The 18,564-nt window shown below is 72.3% G+C and carries 16 protein-coding genes and 1 pseudogene; 8 read left to right on the top strand and 9 right to left on the bottom strand.

Translation table 11 applies throughout. The features are described 5' to 3' along the window. Positions 1-38: 38 nt before the first annotated feature. Positions 39-1,148 (bottom strand): ABC transporter substrate-binding protein, encoded by a 1,110-nt coding sequence (locus ACIQWG_RS14835; protein ID WP_404094909.1) that lies wholly within the window; start codon positions 1,146-1,148, stop codon positions 39-41. After that, a complete protein-coding gene (locus tag ACIQWG_RS14830; protein WP_404094906.1) occupies positions 1,145-1,654 on the bottom strand; it encodes an FBP domain-containing protein in 510 nt (169 codons plus the stop codon). Before ACIQWG_RS14830 ends, ACIQWG_RS14835 begins: the two co-directional genes overlap by 4 nt. Before the next feature lie 93 nt (positions 1,655-1,747). On the opposite strand from ACIQWG_RS14830, the gene ACIQWG_RS14825 reads away from it, so the two are divergent. Continuing rightward, positions 1,748-2,701, top strand: coding sequence for a DUF3626 domain-containing protein (locus tag ACIQWG_RS14825; protein ID WP_404094904.1), 954 nt, complete (start codon positions 1,748-1,750; stop codon positions 2,699-2,701). Here the strand turns inward: ACIQWG_RS14825 and ACIQWG_RS14820 are convergent. Next, entirely contained in the window at positions 2,611-3,279 is a 669-nt protein-coding gene (locus ACIQWG_RS14820) for a PAS domain S-box protein (RefSeq protein WP_404094901.1), read from the bottom strand. The genes ACIQWG_RS14825 and ACIQWG_RS14820 overlap by 91 nt on opposite strands. Before the next feature lie 274 nt (positions 3,280-3,553). On the opposite strand from ACIQWG_RS14820, the gene ACIQWG_RS14815 reads away from it, so the two are divergent. After that, positions 3,554-5,332: an FAD-dependent oxidoreductase gene (locus ACIQWG_RS14815; RefSeq protein ID WP_404094899.1), complete on the top strand. Its 1,779-nt coding sequence runs from the start codon at positions 3,554-3,556 to the stop codon at positions 5,330-5,332. Positions 5,333-5,434: 102 nt separating this feature from the next. On the opposite strand, the gene ACIQWG_RS14810 is transcribed toward ACIQWG_RS14815, so the two are convergent. Beyond that, on the bottom strand, positions 5,435-6,322 hold the full coding sequence (locus ACIQWG_RS14810) for an SDR family NAD(P)-dependent oxidoreductase (protein WP_404094896.1): 888 nt from the start codon (positions 6,320-6,322) through the stop codon (positions 5,435-5,437). A gap of 70 nt (positions 6,323-6,392) precedes the next feature. Between ACIQWG_RS14810 and ACIQWG_RS14805 the strand changes: the two genes are divergently transcribed. From ACIQWG_RS14805 to ACIQWG_RS14790, 4 genes and pseudogenes are all read left to right on the top strand, one after another. Beyond that, entirely contained in the window at positions 6,393-7,304 is a 912-nt protein-coding gene (locus tag ACIQWG_RS14805; protein ID WP_404094894.1) for a LysR family transcriptional regulator, read from the top strand. 185 nt (positions 7,305-7,489) lie between these two features. Continuing rightward, positions 7,490-10,449: pseudogene (locus tag ACIQWG_RS14800) on the top strand (cytochrome P450). A gap of 60 nt (positions 10,450-10,509) precedes the next feature. Then, positions 10,510-11,799: an ROK family protein gene (locus ACIQWG_RS14795; RefSeq protein ID WP_404094892.1), complete on the top strand. Its 1,290-nt coding sequence runs from the start codon at positions 10,510-10,512 to the stop codon at positions 11,797-11,799. A gap of 64 nt (positions 11,800-11,863) precedes the next feature. Then, positions 11,864-12,103 carry a hypothetical protein gene (locus ACIQWG_RS14790; RefSeq protein ID WP_404094889.1) on the top strand — a complete coding sequence of 80 codons (240 nt, stop codon included), beginning with the start codon at positions 11,864-11,866 and terminating at the stop codon, positions 12,101-12,103. A gap of 22 nt (positions 12,104-12,125) precedes the next feature. Here ACIQWG_RS14790 and ACIQWG_RS14785 read toward each other — a convergent pair whose 3' ends face one another. From ACIQWG_RS14785 to ACIQWG_RS14775, 3 genes are all read right to left on the bottom strand, one after another. Continuing rightward, positions 12,126-13,154, bottom strand: coding sequence for an SDR family oxidoreductase (locus tag ACIQWG_RS14785; protein ID WP_404094886.1), 1,029 nt, complete (start codon positions 13,152-13,154; stop codon positions 12,126-12,128). 74 nt (positions 13,155-13,228) lie between these two features. Beyond that, positions 13,229-14,191 (bottom strand): SDR family NAD(P)-dependent oxidoreductase, encoded by a 963-nt coding sequence (locus ACIQWG_RS14780; RefSeq protein WP_404094885.1) that lies wholly within the window; start codon positions 14,189-14,191, stop codon positions 13,229-13,231. A gap of 291 nt (positions 14,192-14,482) precedes the next feature. Further along, positions 14,483-15,511, bottom strand: a complete 1,029-nt coding sequence (locus tag ACIQWG_RS14775) for a PHP domain-containing protein (protein WP_404094882.1) — start codon at positions 15,509-15,511, stop codon at positions 14,483-14,485. A gap of 161 nt (positions 15,512-15,672) precedes the next feature. Here ACIQWG_RS14775 and ACIQWG_RS14770 point away from each other — a divergent pair, with 161 nt between their 5' ends. Continuing rightward, a complete protein-coding gene (locus ACIQWG_RS14770; protein ID WP_404094879.1) occupies positions 15,673-15,909 on the top strand; it encodes a hypothetical protein in 237 nt (78 codons plus the stop codon). Between the two features lie 9 nt (positions 15,910-15,918). On the opposite strand, the gene ACIQWG_RS14765 is transcribed toward ACIQWG_RS14770, so the two are convergent. Further along, positions 15,919-17,148: a ricin-type beta-trefoil lectin domain protein gene (locus tag ACIQWG_RS14765; protein ID WP_404094877.1), complete on the bottom strand. Its 1,230-nt coding sequence runs from the start codon at positions 17,146-17,148 to the stop codon at positions 15,919-15,921. Positions 17,149-17,339: 191 nt separating this feature from the next. Here ACIQWG_RS14765 and ACIQWG_RS14760 point away from each other — a divergent pair, with 191 nt between their 5' ends. Continuing rightward, the gene (locus tag ACIQWG_RS14760) at positions 17,340-18,116 is read left to right on the top strand and encodes a sulfite exporter TauE/SafE family protein (protein WP_404094875.1); all 777 of its coding nucleotides are present in this window, start codon (positions 17,340-17,342) and stop codon (positions 18,114-18,116) included. On the opposite strand, the gene ACIQWG_RS14755 is transcribed toward ACIQWG_RS14760, so the two are convergent. Continuing rightward, a complete protein-coding gene (locus tag ACIQWG_RS14755; RefSeq protein WP_404095863.1) occupies positions 18,113-18,541 on the bottom strand; it encodes a VanZ family protein in 429 nt (142 codons plus the stop codon). The two genes, ACIQWG_RS14760 and ACIQWG_RS14755, sit on opposite strands and share 4 nt — an antisense overlap. Positions 18,542-18,564: the final 23 nt, after the last annotated feature.

Below are 18,564 nucleotides of genomic sequence, written 5' to 3'. Positions count from 1 at the left end.
GGCACCTCCCAGAGGCCCCCGGTGCCCCCGGTGCCCGCTCAGCCGGAGTGGAGGATCCGGAAGCGGTCGGGCTGCGCCGGGTCCCGGTCGACGACCTGGATCGGCGCCCAGGTCCATTGCCGCACACCGATGCCCGGCGCCCGGGAGAACCGGATCGGCCCGCGCGTGCCCTCGACCGCCACGCGCGGCCACGACTCGGCGACGGTGGCCCGGTCCGTGCCGTGGGAACGCAGCACCTCGGCGAGCACGGCGACGGTGTCCCAGCCCTCGAAGGCGACGAAGGAGGGCGGTTCGCCCAGCCGTTCGCGGAGTGCGTCGCCGACGCGTTCACCGCGGGGACCGAGGCGGTCGGGCAGGTAGCGCAGGAACGGGATTCCGGCGCCGTCACCGCCGAGCGCCGCCGCCCATCCGGCGAACTCCGGCTGGCCGGCGGGAGCGCCGATCAGGATCTCGGTGAGCCGCCGGTCGCCCCGGACGGCCCTGACGAGCGGCATCGCCGGTTCCGGATGCCCGACCAGCAGGAGAAGCGCCGTAGCGCCGTGGTCGACGAGCGCGTCGCACAAGGCCTCGGTCGTGAGCGCATCGGTGTCCAGCTCGACGAGGGTGCCGCCCTGGCGCGCGAGACGCTCGCGCAGGATGCGGACGCCGGACGCCCAGTAGACGCTCGGCTGGGTCGCCACGGCGATCCGACGCCGGCCCGCGCCGAGGAGGAAGTCCGCGTAGATCCGCCAGCCGCGGGACTGGGCCGGGGCCAGACGCGCGACCCACTCCGTCGGCTCGTCGGTGAGCGCGTCGAGCACCGCGGACGAGCAGAGATACGGCACACCGAGGGTGTGGGCCCGTGCGGCGACGGCGCGGGCGACGACGCTGTGGTACTCGCCGGCCAAGGCTGTCACGCCCAGCCCGGCGAGTTCGTCCACGGCAGCCGCGGCACGCTCCGGATCGGCCGCGGTGTCCCGGACCACCAGCTCCAGGGGTCTGCCGTGGATGCCGCCCGTGCCGTTGACCTCGCTGACCGCCAGGTCCAGTCCGGCGAGCAGGTGCCGACCCGCCTCGACCCAGCCGGGCGGAGTCAGCGGGACGAGGGCGCCGAGGCGGACGGGTGACCCGTCCGTGTGCTCGGTTCCGGACGGCGGTGGCGTGTTCATCGGGTGGTGTCTCCGGCGTCCAACTTGTCGAGGAAGGCGAACAGGTTGCCCGTCGTCCGGGCGATCTGCTCCTCCAGACTGAGGGTCTCCTCGAAGCGGCTGCCCGACTCCGGGGCCTTCTTGCCACGGACGTAGAGCGAACACGCCAGGTCGGTGCACATGTACAGACCGACCGAGTTGCCCTCGCGCCCCGCAGGCCCCGCCTTGCGGGCGGTCATCAGTGAGACACCGCCGCCCGGATGGGTCGTCAGGCACAGGGAGCACATGCTGCGGTGCAGGAACCCGCGCTGCGAGGACGGGAAGCGCAGCGTGATCCCCACCGGGCGCCCCTCCCGCTCGGTCACGAGATAGCTGCGATCGGGCGCGCCGGGATCGCGCCAGCCCAGGAAGTCGAGGTCGTCCCACGGACGTTCGCCGAGATCGCGGGGGAGGGACAGCCGCTTGGCCTCGCCCTTCGAGCAGTTGACAAATGAGTTGCGGATGTCCTGCTCGGTGAGTGACCTCATGGGGAGTCTCCTGTGGTTCGTTCCGTCGACGGTACATAACCTAGGGGCTCTAGGTTCATGGCTAGGTTAGGCAGGATGATGGAAGGGGAGCCAGTGGATTTCGACGAGGCGACATCACCTCGGGCCGCGGCGGCACTACGGCACGTCGTCGCGGCCTCCTCGGCGGGACCGGCCGTCGACCCGGCGGTACGCGTCACCCTCAACTTCCATCCGGACCGGCGGGCGAGAGGAGTGTCCGTCCTCCGCGCCCTCGCCGAGGACGGCGCGTACCACTCGCAGTTCGTCACCGGCACCAGCAACGGCGGGCTCACCGCCCACCCCGGCGGGGACCGCTGGCGCTGGGAGAGCCGGATCTTCGGCGGGGTCTACGACGACGCGGCGCCGCACGAGCGACCGGTGTACGGCGCGCTGAACTTCCGCCGCCAAGTGGTGGGCGCCGCCCCGAGGTTCGGCTCCTCGCACTTCCGCCTGAACGGCACGGCGCTCGCCCGAGCCACCTTCTGCTACCCGGACAGCGCCGCGGAGCCGACCGACTTCGGAGTCGCCTCCGGCACGCACCTCGTCGCACTCGCCGAGGCCGACGAAGGCGAGCGCGACGCCCTCAACGACTACATCGAGGCCCAGGTCCATGGGGGAGTCGTGCTCGCCTGGGACGTGGAGGCCGTCGTCCTGGACGCCTGCTATCGCGGCACCCCGGTGGAGACCGCCGCGCGCCTGCTGCCCTGCCCCGTCGAGTGGCACCCCGGCTACCGGATCACCGTTCAGGAACTGCGCCGCCACGCGGACTACCGCGGTCAGGAGTACGCCGACCTGGGTGCCCGGATCGCCGACGACGGCCTGGTCACCCCGCGCGTCATCGGCGATGCGGCCCGCACCGGCCGCTACGAGCTCCAGGACCTGAAAATGGTGTGGCACACCCTGGCCCGCTTCGGCGCCCCGCCGGGTGCGGGCACCGCCTACTCCGGGCCGTCCGGGTCGTCCGTGGCGACGGAGGCGGCGGCCGGCCTGGGTGGCCACACCCCGGGGGCGAGCACGCCGAGTGCGTAGGCCCTGGCCACCAGTTCCGTACGGTTCGACGCTGCCCAGCGCGCGGACAGGCGCCGCAGGTGGTAGTTGACGCCGTCCACCGTGAGGTCCGTCTCCCGCGCCGCCTGCGCTGTCGTGGCACCTGAGGCGAGCAGGGCGAGAACGCGAGCCTCCATGGCCGTGACCCGCGTGGGCGGTGTCCCGGTGGACGGCTCGCGCTCGCCGAGGACGCGCAGCATCACCAGCAGCGCCGGCGTCTCCTCCACGGTGTCGCTCACCGGGTCCGCCGTGAGTTCGCCGTAGCGCTCCGCGCCGTCGGGAGCCCGCCAGCGCACCGACACCTGGTAGCGCGAGCGGTGCCGCAGCCGCAGCGCCTCGGCGATGCGGTCGACCTGCGTCGCCTCCTGCGGCCGGAACAGCTCCAGCACGTCCCGGCCGCGCAGCCGCCCCGGAGTCGTACCGCACTCCGCAGCCATCGCGGGGTTGGCCAGCTGGACCGCGCCGTACACATCGCAGACCGCGACCGGCACGGAGACGCGGTCGAAGACCAGGAAGGCACGGTTGCGCCACACCACCGCGTCCGGGTGGGTCGGGTCCATCGGCACCTCCTCCGGTCGCCTGCCGCAAGAGCGGTGTACATCCGCCCACTACACCATCATGTGCCGCCTTCCACGCCGGACATCCAGGTCGGAGGGGTGCTCTCGCCGCCGATGCGGTCGGCGTCGGCGTCGGGGTCGGCGCGGTGGATGGGTCGGCCTTCGGGCATTTCCAGCCATCGAAGGAATGGGGCCTCATGTGGCTTCCGGGTCACGCGGGTTCTCCGTATGCTCCTGCGCCGGACGGATGGTTACCTGCGGGTAAGAGGGGGAACTGATGGCTGGCTCGGGCGCCTCACGACGCACGATCATCGCTGCGACCGCCGCGGCCGGCGGTGTCACCGCGCTGGGTACGGCCCGTACGGCGACGGCCGCGGCAGGCACCTCCGCACCACGCGCGCCGGGGTCGGTCGCCGTGCTCGGCGGTGGGGTGGCCGGGCTGACCGCCGCGCACGAACTCGCCGAACGCGGCTTCCGCGTCACCGTCTACGAGCGCCGGGCGCTGGGCGGCAAGGCCCGCAGCATGGGCGTGCCGGGCAGCGCGCGCGGCGGGCGGCGGGAGTTACCCGCCGAGCACGGCTTCCGCTTCATCCCCGGCATCTACCACAACCTGCCGGACACGATGCGGCGCATCCCCTTCCCGGGCAACCCCAACGGCGTCTGGGACAACCTCGTCGCCCCTTCCGAGATGTCCTTCGCCCGCACCGGCCGTGAGGATCTGCGGCTCCCTCTCCCGTGGCCCGGCCACCAGCCGCCCGACCTCACCTTCGACGACGTGCGCCGGGCGCTGACCGCCGTCATGGAGACCGTGCGCGGGATACCCCCGCACGAGACGGCGTACTTCGTGAACCGCATCCTGGTCTTCCTCACCAGCTGCGACGAACGGCGCGACGAGTTCTGGGAGGCCACGCCCTGGTGGGACTACATCAGGGCCGAGCGCATGAGCCACGACTACCAGCGCATCCTGGCCGTCGGGGTCACCCGCAACATCGTCGCCACCAAGGCGGAGGAGGCCAGCACCCGCACGGTCGCCAGCCTGCTGGAGGCGTTCGTCTTCAACGCGCTGGGGCGCGGCGCGGACGGCCCCCTCGACCGCATCCTCAACGCGCCCACGAACGAGGCGTGGATCGACCCGTGGGTCGCCCATCTGACGTCGCTCGGTGTCGAGTTCGAGGTCGGCAGGACCGTACGGGAGGTGCTGTACGACGGGGGCAGGATCACCGGAGTACGGATCACGGACCCGAACGGCGTCGCGCGGACCGTGACCGCCGACCACTACGTGTGCGCGATGCCCGTCGAGCACGCCCGCCGTACCTGGGGCGCGGACCTGCGGGCCGCCGATCCCCAGCTCGCGCGCTGCGACAAGCTGGAGACGGACTGGATGACCGGCATCCAGTTCTATCTGACCGAGTCCGCTCCGCTGCTCGACGGGCACCTCAACTGCATCGACTCACCCTGGTCGCTGACGGCCATTCAGCAGGCCGGGCACTGGCCGGACCGCGACTTCCCCGCCGACTACGGGGACGGCGCCGCCGTCGACTGCATCTCCGTCGACATCTCCGAGTGGGACAAGCCCGGCATCCTGTACGGCAGGACGGCCAAACAGTGCACCCGGGCCGAGGTCGCCAAGGAGGTGTGGGCGCAGCTGAAGGCGGCGTTGAACGACACGGGCAAGGTGGTGCTGAAGGACAGCGCGCTGCACTCGTGGTTCCTCGATCCGGGCGTCGACGGCATCGGCACACCGCATCCGGTCAACGAGGACGAGCTGCTGATCCACCCCGTGGGCACCCTTCACAACCGGCCCACGGCGGCGACGAGAATCCCGAACCTCTTCCTCGCGGGTGACTACGTGTCCGTCGACATCGATCTGGCGACCATGGAAGGCGCCAACGCCTCCGCGCGGGCGGCGGTCAACGCGCTGCTGGACAGGGCGGGTTCCAACGCGCCGCGCTGCACGATCACGCCGTTGTACCGGGCCCCGGAGTTCGAGGCCCTCAAGCGCCACGACCGGACCCGCTACCGCTGGGGGCTGCCGAACGCGTTGGACCTGGGCTAGCGAAGCCAGGGCACGCAGGCCGCGGCACAGCGGCAGGAGTTCGGCGAACCGGCGCGAACAGCTAGGCGTCGCCGGGCCGGCGGCCTTCACCTCGTAGGGCGCTCACGGCACGAGGATCGCGTCCTGCTCCACCGGCGGCGTTCCGTCGTGCCAGGGCAGGGCCTTGCCGAAGCGGACCAGCTCGCCGTAGAGCTCGGGATCGACGTGCTCGGCGAAGACCAGATCGAGCACGGCTTCGGCGGCCCGTGCGGGCGACTGGGCCTGGCTGTAGTCGCTGAACCACGGGCGCGAGGTCGCGGTGTCCACCATGCCGGGGCAGACCGCCGCGACGAGCGTTCCGTCGGCCAGGTCTCGGGCGCGGCGTTCGGCGGCGACGGCGCGCACGGCGGCGACCTGGGCCACCTTCGAGGGCACGTTCAGCCACAGCGGCCAGCCCTCCGCCCGCGCCGTGTTGTGGTGGATGGCGCTGCGCCATGACTCCACCGCGTGCTCGACCTGGTCCAGGCTCACGCCGTCGAACAGGTGGTGCAGCCGGCCGTCGAGGTGACCGAGCGTGCCCAGGCTGCTGGCCACGACGAGCAGCCAGCCGCCCGGGCGCAGCACCGGTCCGAAGGAGCGCAGGATCGCGTGCGTGGCCGTGTTGGAGACGTCGATGAACTCGTCGGCCCGCTCGGCCTGGGAGTCTTCGGGAAGCACACGGGCGACCGCGTTGGAGATGACGACGTCCACCCCTCCGTACCGGGCCCGCAGTTCCTCGGCGAGACGGGCGATGGCGTCGGTGTCCGTGACATCGAGTACCCGGCCCTCGACACGGGCCCGAGTGGCGGACAGCCGGCCGACTTCCCGGGCGGCGTCCGCCACACGCCGCTGGTTGCGACCGGTGAGCAGGACCAGGTCCTGCGGATCCATCCGGGCCGCCAGTCCTTCGACGAAGGCCCGGCCGAGCCCTTGGTTGGCGCCCGTGACGAGGGCGATGCGTGAAGTGGTCATGCGTCCACGCTAGGAACCGCCCGTCCATGAGTCCAACGAAAGTTCGGCACGGCTAGTATGCGTAAACATCATGGACTTCACCGATGTGTCACTGACGGCGCTGCGCGTCCTGCGGGCCGTGGCCGAACAGGGAACCTTCACCGCGGCCGCGGCATCGCTCGGCTACACGCAGTCCGCGGTGTCCCGGCAGATCGCGGCGATCGAGCGGGCGGCGGGCGCGGAACTGCTGGAGCGGCGGCGCGACGGGGCCCGGCTCACCGCCGCCGGCAGGGTGGTCATGCGCCGCGCGGCGGTCGTGCTCGACGAGATCGACGCGACCGCCAGGGAACTGTCCGGCCTGCCGGAGCAGACCGGGACCGTCCGTCTGGGATGGGTGCCCGGCGCCGGCGCCGTACTGCTGCCCCGAGCCCTGGCCGCCCTGCGCGAAAGCGACCCCGGGCTCGACGTCGTGGGCCGCGAGGGCGGCACCCCCGCCCTGGTCCGCGCGCTGCGGGCGGGCAGCCTCGATCTGGCCCTGCTCGCCTCCGCGCCGCCGTTCCGTGCGCCGGACACCGAGTCACCCCCGCTGGCCCTGTGGACCCTCACCGAACGCCCCCTGTGTCTCGCGGTGCCCGCCACCCACCCCCTCGCCCGTGGCGCATTCGTCGACGTGACCGATCTTCGGGGGCAGCGCTGGATCGCCGGGCCCACCTCAGGGGAGGACCGCCTGATGGGCGTATGGCCGGGCCTGGACGAACGGCCCGAGATCGCCCACACCGCCCGCGACTGGCTGGCGAAGCTCCAGCTCGTCGCCGCGGGCTGCGGACTGACCACCCTTCCCGCCACGCTCGTCCCCGCCGTACCACCAGGAGTGCGCGTCCTGCCGGTCCGCGGCGGACCGCAGGAACAGCGGCGCCTGCTCCTGGCCCGCCTGCCCGGCCCGCCGACCCAGGCGGTGACCCGCGTCGCAGCTGTCCTCCGCGCGACAGCGCTCGACATCTGAACGCCGGTCCCGTCGTAGGGCGTGGTGGTGCACCGACCCGGGACGGGTGATCTTCACGGGCTCGCACAAGAGCCCTCGGCCGTTTTCGACTACACGATCATGTAGCGCGCGGGCGCGGACGGCCGGTACCCGTCGATCAACCTGGATCGCAGTACTCCCGTACCGCGAAAGGCAGTTGTCGCGCCATGCCCCCCACCGCGCTCGACCCCCAGACCCTGGCCACCCTCCCCGTCGCCGACATCTCCGCCACCGGACCCGGCGGCACCCCCGTGCAGCAGGCCATGGGGCTCATGCGTGAGCACGGGCCCGTGTTCGTGCGGCGGCTGTTCGGGCGGGACTCGTTGTTCATCGGCGACCTGGACCTCGTGGCCGAACTCGCCGACGAGCAGCGGTTCGCCAAGCACATCGGGCCCGGTCTGGAGAACGTCCGCGAGTTCGCCGCCGACGGCCTGTTCACCGCGTACAACGACGAGCCGAACTGGGCCAAGGCGCACGACATCCTGATGCCCGCCTTCGCGCTCGGCTCGATGCGGACCTACCACCCCGTGATGCTGAAGGTGGCCCGTCGGCTCATCGAGTCCTGGGACCGTGACGCCCGCGCCGGACAGCCGGTGAACGTCCCCGACGACATGACCCGCATGACGCTCGACACCATCGGGCTCGCCGGCTTCGACTACGACTTCGGCTCCTTCGAGCGGCCCGAGCCCCATCCCTTCGTCGAGTCGATGGTGCGGTGCCTGGAATGGAGCATGACCCGGCTCGCCCGCGTCCCCGGCCGGGACTACGCCGTGGCGGACGCGGCGTTCCGCACCGACGCCGCCTATCTCGCCCAGGTCGTCGACGACGTCATCGCCGCCCGCACCGGCACCGACCAGAGCGCCGCCCAGGACCTCCTCGGCCTGATGCTCACCGCCCGCCACCCGGCCGACGGCAGCACGCTCGACACCGCTACACCCGTCAGGTCCTCAACGAGGCGCTCCGGCTGTGGCCGACGGCCGCCGTGTTCGCCCGGCAGGCCCGCGAGGACACACTGCTCGGCGGTCGCATCCCGCTGCGCGCCGGACAGTCGGCGCTCGTGCTCACGCCCATGCTGCACCGGCAGCCGGTTTGGGGCGACAACCCGGAGCTCTTCGACCCCGCCCGCTTCACGGCGGAGGCGGAGGAAGCCCGGCCGGTGCACGCCTTCAAGCCCTTCGGCACCGGTGAACGCGCCTGCATCGGGCGGCAGTTCGCGCTGCACGAGGCGACCATGCTGCTGGCGATGCTCGTCCACCGCTACCGGCTGCACGACCACGCCGGCTACCGCCTCACGGTCAAGGAGACCCTCACCCTCAAGCCCGAGGGCTTCACCCTCACCCTGACCCCGCGCACCACCGCCGAACGCCGGCACGCGCCGCTGCCCGCGAGCACGCCGGCCGCGCCGGCCGAGACCACCGAGGCCGCCGCGCTCCCCGCCCGCGTCCGCCCCGGCACCCGTGCCCTGTTCCTGCACGGCAGCAACTACGGCACCTGCCGGGAGTTCGCCGCGTCCCTCGCCGACGAGGCCGCCGCCGTCGGCTGTGAGACCGAGGTCGCCTCCCTGGACGCCTACGCCGGCGGTCTGCCCGCCGACCGGCCGGTCGTGATCACCGCCGCGTCCTACAACGGCCGCCCCACCGACGACGCGACGGCCTTCGCCGCCTGGCTGGAGCAGGCCACCGGCGTCCCGGACGTCACCTACGCCATCCTCGGAGTCGGCGACCGGAACTGGGCCGCCACCTACCAGCAGGTCCCCACCCGCATCGACGAGCGTCTCGCCGAGCTCGGCGCCACCCGCCTCCTCGACCGCGCGGCCGCCGACGCCTCCGGCGACCTGACCGGCGCCGTCCGCGACTTCACCGCCCGGCTGCGCACGGCCCTCCTGGAGCACTACGGCGACCCCGACGCGACCGGCCCCGCCGAGGAACCCACGGCGGCGTACGACGTCCGCACCCTGGCCGGCGGCCCGCTGGACGCCCTCGCCGAACGGCACGGCCTCGTCCCGATGACGGTCACCGAGGTCCGCGACCTCACCGCCCCGGACCACCCGCGCCGCAAGCGCTTCGTCCGCCTGGCCCTGCCGGACGGCGTCACCTACCGCACCGCCGACCACCTCACCGTCCTCCCGGCCAACACCCCGGCCCTGGCCGAGCGGGCCGCCGCCGCGTTCGGTGTCGACCTGGACACCGTGCTGGACATCCGCGCCGCCCGCCCCCGCCGGGACGGCCTCGCGATCGACCGGCCGTTGACCGTACGCCAACTCCTGACCCACCACGTCGAGTTGCGCGAGCGCCCGAGCGCCGCCCAGCTGTCCGTGCTCGCCGCCGCCAACCCCTGCCCGCCGGAGCGGACCGCGCTGGCCGGACTGCGGGACGACCCGCGCACCCTCATCGAGGTGATCGAGGACTTCCCGGCCCTGCGCGGCGCCCTGGACTGGCCCACGCTCCTGGACCTGCTCACCCCGCTGCGCCCCCGCCACTACTCGATCTCCTCCTCGCCCGCCGTCGACGCCGGCCACGCGGACCTGATGATCTCCCTGCTCCAAGCGCCCGCGCGTTCGGGCAAGGGAGTCCACCGGGGCACCGGATCCGGCTACCTGAACGACGTCGAACCGGGCGACACGGTGTACGCCCGCGTCCAGCCGTGCCGCGAGGCGTTCCGGATCGACCCCGCCGCGCCGGTCGTCATGATCGCCGCCGGCACCGGCCTCGCCCCCTTCCGCGGCGCCGTCGCCGACCGTACGGCGGCCCTCGCGGCCGGCACCGAACTCGCCCCGGCCCTGTGCTACTTCGGCTGCGACGCCCCCGACGCCGACTTCCTGCACGCCGACGAACTGCGCGCCGCTCAGGCGGCCGGAGCCGTCTCGCTCCGCCCCGCCTTCAGCACCGCCGGGACCTTCGTCCAGCACCGCATCGCCGCCGAGGCCGACGACGTCTGGGACCTGCTCGCGGCGGGCGCCCGGGTGTACGTCTGCGGCGATGGCGCCCGCATGGCACCGGGTGTCCGCGAGGCCTTCCGTACGCTGTACCGCGATCGCACCCCGGGCGCCGACGACACGGCGGCCGGACGGTGGCTGGAGGCGTTGATCGCCGACGGCCGCTACGTCGAGGACGTCTACGCGGCGTAGGTAACAATGGGACGCGGTCCGAACACGGCGGGGGACCAGGGCTGATCCGGAGGGAGCCGCATGGCGGGGCGTAATGGGCGCACGGTACGGGACCTCAGGCGGGGCAACCGTACCGCCGTACTACAGCGCCTGTACTTCGACGGCCCCCTCAGCCGCTTCGAGCTCGGGCCCGCAACCGGCCTCAGCTCCGGCTCCGTCAGCAACGTCGTCGCCGAGCTGATCGCCGACGGCCTGGTCGAGGAGGCCGGCAGCGTCGACTCCGACGGCGGCCGGCCCCGCATCCTGCTGCGCGTCGCGCCCGGCAGCGGCCACATGATCGGTGTCGACGTCGGCGAGACCCGCGTACGGATCGGCCTGTTCGATCTGACCCTCACCGAACTCGCCCGTGCGGAAAGGCCGTTGGCGCAACAGCGGTACGAGGTGGAGGGCATCGTCGGCCATGTGCGTGACGGCATCGCCGAGGTGCTCGCCGAGGCCGGCATCCGGCCCGAGCGGCTTCTGGGCGTCGGCATCGGTGTCCCCGGCATCGTCGAGGACACCGGGGAGCTCGGCGCCGTGGTGCACGGGCAGACGATCGGCTGGGACGCCGTGCCGCTGGAGAAGCTGCTGCGCGACGGCTCCCAGCTCCCGGACGGCGTCCCGTACTTCATCGACAACGGCGCCCGGACCCTGGGCCAGGCCGAGATGTGGTTCGGCGGCGGACGCGGCGCCCGCAACGCCGTCGTCGTGCTCTTCGGCTCCGGCGTCGGCGCGTGCCTGGTCTCGCCCGAAGTGGAGCATGGCCGGGCCGTCGAGTGGGGGCATCTGACGGTACGGGTCAGGGGACGCCGCTGCCGGTGCGGTGCCCTCGGCTGTCTGGAGGCCTACGCGGGCGCCGAGTCGCTCCTCGACCGCTGGCGCGAGCAGGGTGGGAGCGCGCCCGAGGGTGTGGACGAGGAGACCGCGCTGACGGCGATGCTGGCCGGTGCCTATCCGGCCGAGGACGCCGCGCCGGACCCGGTGGCGGTCGCCGTACTGGAGGAGACCGCCGAATACGTCGGCGCGGGCCTGTCCGACCTGATCAACCTCTTCCAGCCCGAACGCATCCTGATCGGCGGCTGGGCCGGCCTCCAGCTCGGCACCCGCTTCCTGCCCGCGGTACGCCGGCACGCGGCCTCCTACGCCCTGCGGCATCCCGCCCACAAGGTCACCATCGACCTCGGCAGGCTCGGCCCGGACGCGGTCACCGTCGGTGCGGCGATCCTCCCGCTCGCCGACTTCTTCGCCCACGGGGGGCGACGCGACGAGCGGGCGCCGCGGACGACGTCGTCGGCCGTGCGCCCGGCGGTGGCGGAGCGGGTGCCGCACTGACGTTTCGCCGTCGGCCTGGACGGTACTCGCGATGACCTTGGACGACGCGAGAGAGGTGCACCCCATGGATGACAAGCGTCGCGAGGCGCCGGGCGAGACCCCGGAGCCGGTCCCCAGGGACCTGCCGGACCAGCAGGCGACCGGGGGCGAGGACCCCTGGGAGGTGCCCGTCGGGCCCACCGATGGCGCGACCGAGGCGGACGACGTCCCGGACACGGACGAGGCGGGTACGGGCCGGCAGGGCTCCTCGCGGTCCGACACGGTCCACCCCGAACACCCGGCGCCCGAGGAACCGACCGCCTGAGACCCGAGGCGAGGACGCCGGGTCAGCCCACCTTCCGCCCCCGCAGCGGCTCCGTCGGCGCGCCCGCGCCCTGCTGGAGACCCCGCAGGAACTCCTCCAGCACCTGGGGCGCGGTGCGTTCGGGACGCCAGCCCAGTTCCGTACGGGCCCGGGTGCAGTCCATCAGGGGCAGCCGCAGGACCGCGTCGAACAGGTGCGGGGACGCCGGCAGCAGACGCAGCCCCCACGCGGCGGCGATCGCGGAGCGGGCCGCGGCGCGGGGGAGCCGTACCGGGCGAGCCCCGAGCATCTCGCCCAGCAGCTTGACGTCGACCGGAGAATTGGCGGCGAGATTGAGGGCGCCCCGGACGTCGGACTTCACGGCGAGCCGGTACGCCGCGGCCGCGTCGTCGGTGTGCAGGGCCTGCACCCGCAGTCCCGGAATGTCGGGCAGGAGCGGCAGCAGCTCGGGCCGGGCCGATGGACCCGGCAGGAACCGGCCGCCGAAGATGCGGCGCTGCTCGCTCGCCGACTCCCGCTTGAACAGGAAGGCCGGCCGCATCCGCACCACGCGCACCCTGGGATGGGCCCGGTCGAAGCTGTCCAGTGCCCGTTCCAGATAAGCCTTCTCCCGGCAGTAAGCGGCGTCCGGCCAGCCGTGCGTGGGCCACGACTCATCGACGGCGTAGTCCTTCGGGCCCGGTGAGTACGCGCCGACCGACGACGCGTGCACCAGCGTCGGGACCTTCGCCGCGGCCGCCGCCTCGAACACGCGGATGCTGCCCAGCACGTTCGTCCGCCAGGTCGTCGCCGGATCATGGGTCGGCTGGAACGCCCAGGCAAGATGGACGACGGCGGACGCACCCGCGAACAGACGGGCCAGGTCGGCCTGCTCGGACGCCAGGTCGACCGACGCCCAGTCGGTCTTCGCCGGGGACAGGTCCGGCGTCCGGCGGGCCAGCCCCAGTACGGATCCGACCTCCGGATCCTCCGAGAGGAGCCGCACCACGCTGGTACCGACATTGCCCGTGGCTCCGGTGACCACGACCCTGAGGGCCGATTCGCTGCTCACCTGAGGCTCCTCCCGGAGATGGGGACGGAGCGTCCGAGTACCCCGATCGGTAAGCCCGAACGCTCCGTCCCGCACTAGGCGGCGAACGCGTTCACGCCCGTCAGCTCCGCGGACAGCTCCCACAGCCGCGCCGCCTGCGCGGGGTCGAGCGCCCAGTCCTTGACGCCGCCGCGCTCGTCGCCCTCGACGGCGGGCTCGGCGATGTCGCAGTCCTCCAGGTACACGCCGCCCATGCCGGTCAGCTGGGGCGAGGTCGCGGCCCACACCTGGGTCGCCGCACCCTGCTCCGGGGTCTTGAAGGCCTCCGGGTCGATCACGTCGCCGTGCTCGTCGATCCAGCCGCGGTCGACCATCTCCTCCTTCAGCAGGTGCCGCTGGAGCGGGGTGAGGATGCCGCCCGGGTGCAGCGCGAAGGCCCGTACACCGCGGTCGGCGCCGAGCTTGTCGAGGTGGACGGCGAACAGCACGTTCGCGGTTTTCGCCTGCCCGTACGCCTGCCACTTGTCGTAGCCGTGCCGCCAGTGGACGTCGTCCCAGCGGATCCCGGACAGGTGGTGGCCGCGCGAGGACACCGAGACCACACGGGCGCCGCCCGGCTCGATCGCCGGCCACAGCCGGTTGACCAGCGCGAAGTGGCCGAGGTGGTTGGTGGCGAACTGCGCCTCCCAGCCGGGCCCGACCCGGGTCTCGGGACAGGCCATGATCCCGGCGTTGTCGATCATGAAGTCGACGGTGCGCCCCGAGGCGAGGAACCGCTCGGCGAAGCCGCGCACGCTCTCCAGGTCGCCGAGGTCCAGCTCGTCCACCTCGACACCGGCGAGGCCCGAGAGCTCCTCCTCGGCCCGGGTCCGGCGGCGGGCCGGAACCACCACGTGGGCGCCCGCCCTGGTGAGAGCCCGGGTCGTCTCCAGGCCGAGTCCCGAGTAGCCGCCGGTGACGATCGCGAGCTTTCCGGTCAGGTCGATGCCCTGGAGGACGTCGTCCGCGGTGCTGGTGGCCCCGAATCCGGAGCCGATCTTGTGCTGTGCAGTGCTCATGTCCGGAACGCTACGAATTGGAGTGCTCTCGAAGTCAAGCGGACATGGATCGGCGCGTCCGGACAGAGGAAAGCCCCGACCGGACGGGGGATTCCGATCGGGGCGGCTCAGATGTGGGTGCGGATGGCGGTCGCCTCTCGGCGAAAGGCTCCACAGGGCTTCAGCCGAACGATCGTCCCTGTGGGCAAAAGGTGAGGCCCGGGGACACTGTCCCATCCACACCCACGGCTGGTTCAACGGGAAACTACCGGCGGGTGTTCCTGAGATTGCCGCGCAGGACGGTGATCTGCGTCACGAAGCCGGACGGACCGACTTCTCCCGCGTCCAGGCCAGCAACTCGTCCGCCGTCCATGTGGTGAGGACCCGCTCGGCGGGCACTCCGCACTCCTCCGCCCGGGCGCAGCCGTACCGCTGCCAGTCCAGCTGTCCGGGCGCGTGCGCGTCGGTGTCGATCGAGAACAGCACACCCGCTGCGACGGCCCGGCGCAGCAGCCGCCGCGGCGGGTCCAGCCGCTCGGGCCGGCTGTTGATCTCCACCGCCGTACCGGACTCGGCACAGGCCGCGAACACCTCGTCCGCGTCGAACTCCGACTCCGGCCGACCCCGCCCGGTGATCAGCCGCCCGGTGCAGTGGCCGAGGATGTCCGCGTGCGGGTCGCGTACGGCGGTGACCATGCGCCGGGTCATCGCGCGGGCCTCCATGCGCAGCTTGGAGTGCACGGACACCACCACGACGTCGAGCCGGTCCAGCAGCTCGGGTTCCTGGTCGAGCGAGCCGTCCTCCAGGATGTCGCACTCGATGCCGGTGAGCAGCCGGAACGGGGCCCAGATCCGGTTCAGCCCGGCCACCACGTCCAACTGCTCGCGCAACCGGTCGGCCGACAGCCCGCGGGCGACGGTCAGCCGCGGTGAGTGATCGGTCAGCACCGCCCACTCGTGCCCGAGCTCGGCCGCCGTCCGGCCCATCTCCTCGATCGGGCTGCCGCCGTCCGACCAGTCGGAGTGCAGATGGCAGTCCCCGCGCAACAGCTCCCACAGCTCCCGACCGCCCTCGGGCGGCTCGGCGGCGGGCCGGCCCTCCAGGTCGGTCAGATAGCCGGGCACCTGACCGGCCAGCGCCTCGCGCACCACCTGGGCGGTCTTCGGCCCGACGCCCCGCAGTGACTCCAGGGTCCCGGCCTCCGCCCGGGCCCGAACCTCGTCCTCGGGCAGGTCCGCCAGCACCCGGGCCGCCGTACGGAAGGCGCGTACGCGGTAGGTCGGCTCCAGGGAGCGCTCCAGCAGAAAGGCGATCCGGTTCAGCGCCTGCACGGGGTCCATCGCCACCTCCCCCTCCAGGGTTCCCCGCCCTGTCCGCGCACGCACGGCGGCGTGGACAGGGCGGGGGCAGGGCGGGGACCGCGATCCGCTCGCCGCTGACCCGAAGGAGCCGTTATGGCCTGAACGAACCGTTGACGCGGGTTGCGCTCTACGCTCTATTCATGACCGAAATCGGGAGCCCGCACATCTCACAACCGCGGATCATGGTGCTCGGGGTGCAGCCGGGCGAGCCTCCGTTCCGGATCATGGAGATCGACGGTGTCGTCGTCGGCTCGGCCAGGGCCATCACCGATGTCCTGGAGACCGCCGCCGCCTTCGGCATCACGGTCCATGATCTCGACGACCCGGATGTGATCCGCTGGGTCGGCGGCGACAAGTTCACCTGGAAACGGCACTAGGCGGCACGGTCAGCCGACCGTCCACTTCTGGTTGCCGCCACCGGTGCAGGTCCAGATCTGTAGCCGGGTGCCGTTGGCCGAGTTGTTCCCGGTCACGTCAAGGCACTTGTCGGCCTGTGGATTGACGATGTCGCGCGCCGCGGTGACGGTCCATCTCTGGCTGGGGCCGCCGGTGCAGTCCCACAACTGGAGGGGCGTGCCGTCCGCCGTGCCGTTTCCGGTGACGTCCAGGCACTTGCCGAGCGCGCGGAGCGTGCCGTCGGAGCCGGTCGTCCACTGCTGGGCGGCGGAGCCGTTGCAGTCGTAGAGCTGTACGGGCGTGCCGTTGGCCGAGTTCGCCCCGGCCACGTCGACGCACTTGCCCCCGAGACCCTTGATCGCCGTCCCGGTGGCCGTGTCACCGGTGGTCACCGAGACATGGTCCACCACCAGTTGCTGTGGGAACACGGTGGAGCCGTCGGGGTCGCCGGGCCAGTAGCCGCCCACCGCGAGGTTCAGGATCAGGAAGAACGGCTTGTTGAACACCCACTGCCTGCCGCCCAGGTCGGCCGGTGTGCGCCGCTGGTAGACGTTGCCGTCGACGGACCAGGTGATGGAGTCCGGGGCCCAGTCGACGGCGAAGGTGTGGAAGGCGTCGGCGAAGGCCTGGCCGTTCGGCAGGGTGTAGCCGGCGCCTATGCCGCCCGAGCCGGAGTAGCCGGGGCCGTGGAGGGTGCCGTGGACCGTCGACGGCTCGAAACCGACGTTCTCCATGATGTCGATCTCGCCGGAGTCGGGCCAGTTGACCGGTGTGCCGAGCATCCAGAACGCCGGCCACATGCCCTGACCGCGCGGCACCTTCATCCGGGCCTCGATGTGCCCGTACTGGGCGGTGAACTTGCCGGAGGTGTTCAGCCGGGCCGAGGTGTACTGGCAGGTGCCGTACCAGCACTGGTAGTTGGCGGGGTTCTCGCGCCGGGCCGTGATCACCAGCTGGCCCTGCCCGTTCAGCGCCGCGTTCTTGTTGCCCGAGGTGTAGTACTGCCGTTCGTGGTTGTTGACGTTGTCGCCGGTCTCGATCTGCCACTTCGACGAGTCGACCGCGGCGCCCGCGGGGCCGTCGAAGTTGTCGGAGAACGTCACCGCCGCTGCCGAGACGTCCGGTTGCTCCGCCTGTGCGGGGCCGATCGCGGCGGACGCGACCAGGACGGCCGACAGGGCGGCGAGCAGAGCGGTGCGGAGCAGGCGTGGGGAGGCCATCGTGCTCCCTTCCGTACGGCGACCCGAGGAACGGGATGCGCCGACCGAGGTGGGGGGTGAAGGTGTCGCCACTTGATTTAAGGAGTGAGATAAGAGGGCGTCAATACCTTGGTACGGACCAGAAGTTGAGCGTCCTCACCGTGCGGCATGCTTCGGTCGTCACGGAACAGTTCGGTTCCTACGATCAAGCCATGAGTGCCGCACAGCTGGGGGAGATGAGCGCCGTCCTGGGCGCGGGCGTAGCCGCCGGGGCGGTCAACGCCGTCGTCGGGTCCGGAACGCTGATCTCCTTCCCCGTCCTGCTCGCGACCGGGCTGCCGCCCGTCACCGCCACCGTGTCCAACGCGCTCGGCCTGATCCCCGGCTCGATCAGCGGGGCCGTGGGGTACCGGCACGAACTGCGCGGTCTGCGCGGACGGGTGCTGAAATTCAGCGCCGGCGCCGTCCTGGGCGGGCTCACCGGGGCCACACTGCTGCTGGCCCTGCCGGCCTCGGCGTTCGAACGGATCGTGCCGGTCCTGGTGGGCCTCGCCCTGGTGCTGGTCGTGCTTCAGCCGCTGATCGGCGGGAGGTTGCGGGACCGGCGGGAACGCAAGGGCACGGCGGTACGGCCGGACGGCGGACCCCTGCTGTTCATCGGCCTGGCCCTCGCCAGCGTCTACGGCGGCTACTTCTCGGCGGCCCAGGGCATCATCTACGTCGCCCTGATGGGCATGCTCCTCGACGACGGCCTGCAACGCCTCACCGCCGTGAAGAACGTGCTGGTCGCCGTGGTCAACTCCGTCGCCGCGCTGTTCTTCCTCTTCGCGGCGGAGTTCGACTGGACGGCCGTCGCCCTGCTCGCCGTCGGGTCCGCGGCCGGCGGCCACCTGGGAGCCAAGGTGGGCCGCCGGCTGCGCCCTTCGGTGCTGCGCGCCTTCATCGTGCTGGTCGGCACGGCGTCCATCGTCCAACTGGTGCTGCGCTAGGCGGAACGAGGGCGCCGGGCGTGCACCGCGCGGCTCAGCCGCCGCCCCAGCAGGAGGTAGCCGACCAGGGCCCCGGAGGTGTTGAGGATGACGTCGTCGATGTCGAAGGCGCGCCCGTTGACCAGGGCACCCTGGGCGAACTCGACCAACAGCATGACGGTCGCCGTCAGCAGGAGCACCCGCAGGACACCGCGCGTCCGTGGCGCGAGGACGGGGACCAGGATGCCGAACGGCACACCCAGCACCACATTGCCGCCGATCTGCTTGACCGCGTCGCGCAGTTCGGGCTGGTCCAGATAGGCCCGCAGCGTGCTGCCCGGATGGAGATTGGTGTGGGTCAGGGCCTCCGACGCGGGCGAGGGCTGCAAGGTGAGCTTCGCCAGTACGACGGCGAAGGCGACCATGAACGCGAAGGCACATGCCATGGCCACGAAGCGGGCGAGAACGC

Origin of the sequence: Streptomyces sp. NPDC098781, assembly GCF_044759995.1 — a bacterium.
GTDB lineage: Bacteria > Actinomycetota > Actinomycetes > Streptomycetales > Streptomycetaceae > Streptomyces.
This window is presented reverse-complemented; position numbering and strand designations above follow the sequence as displayed.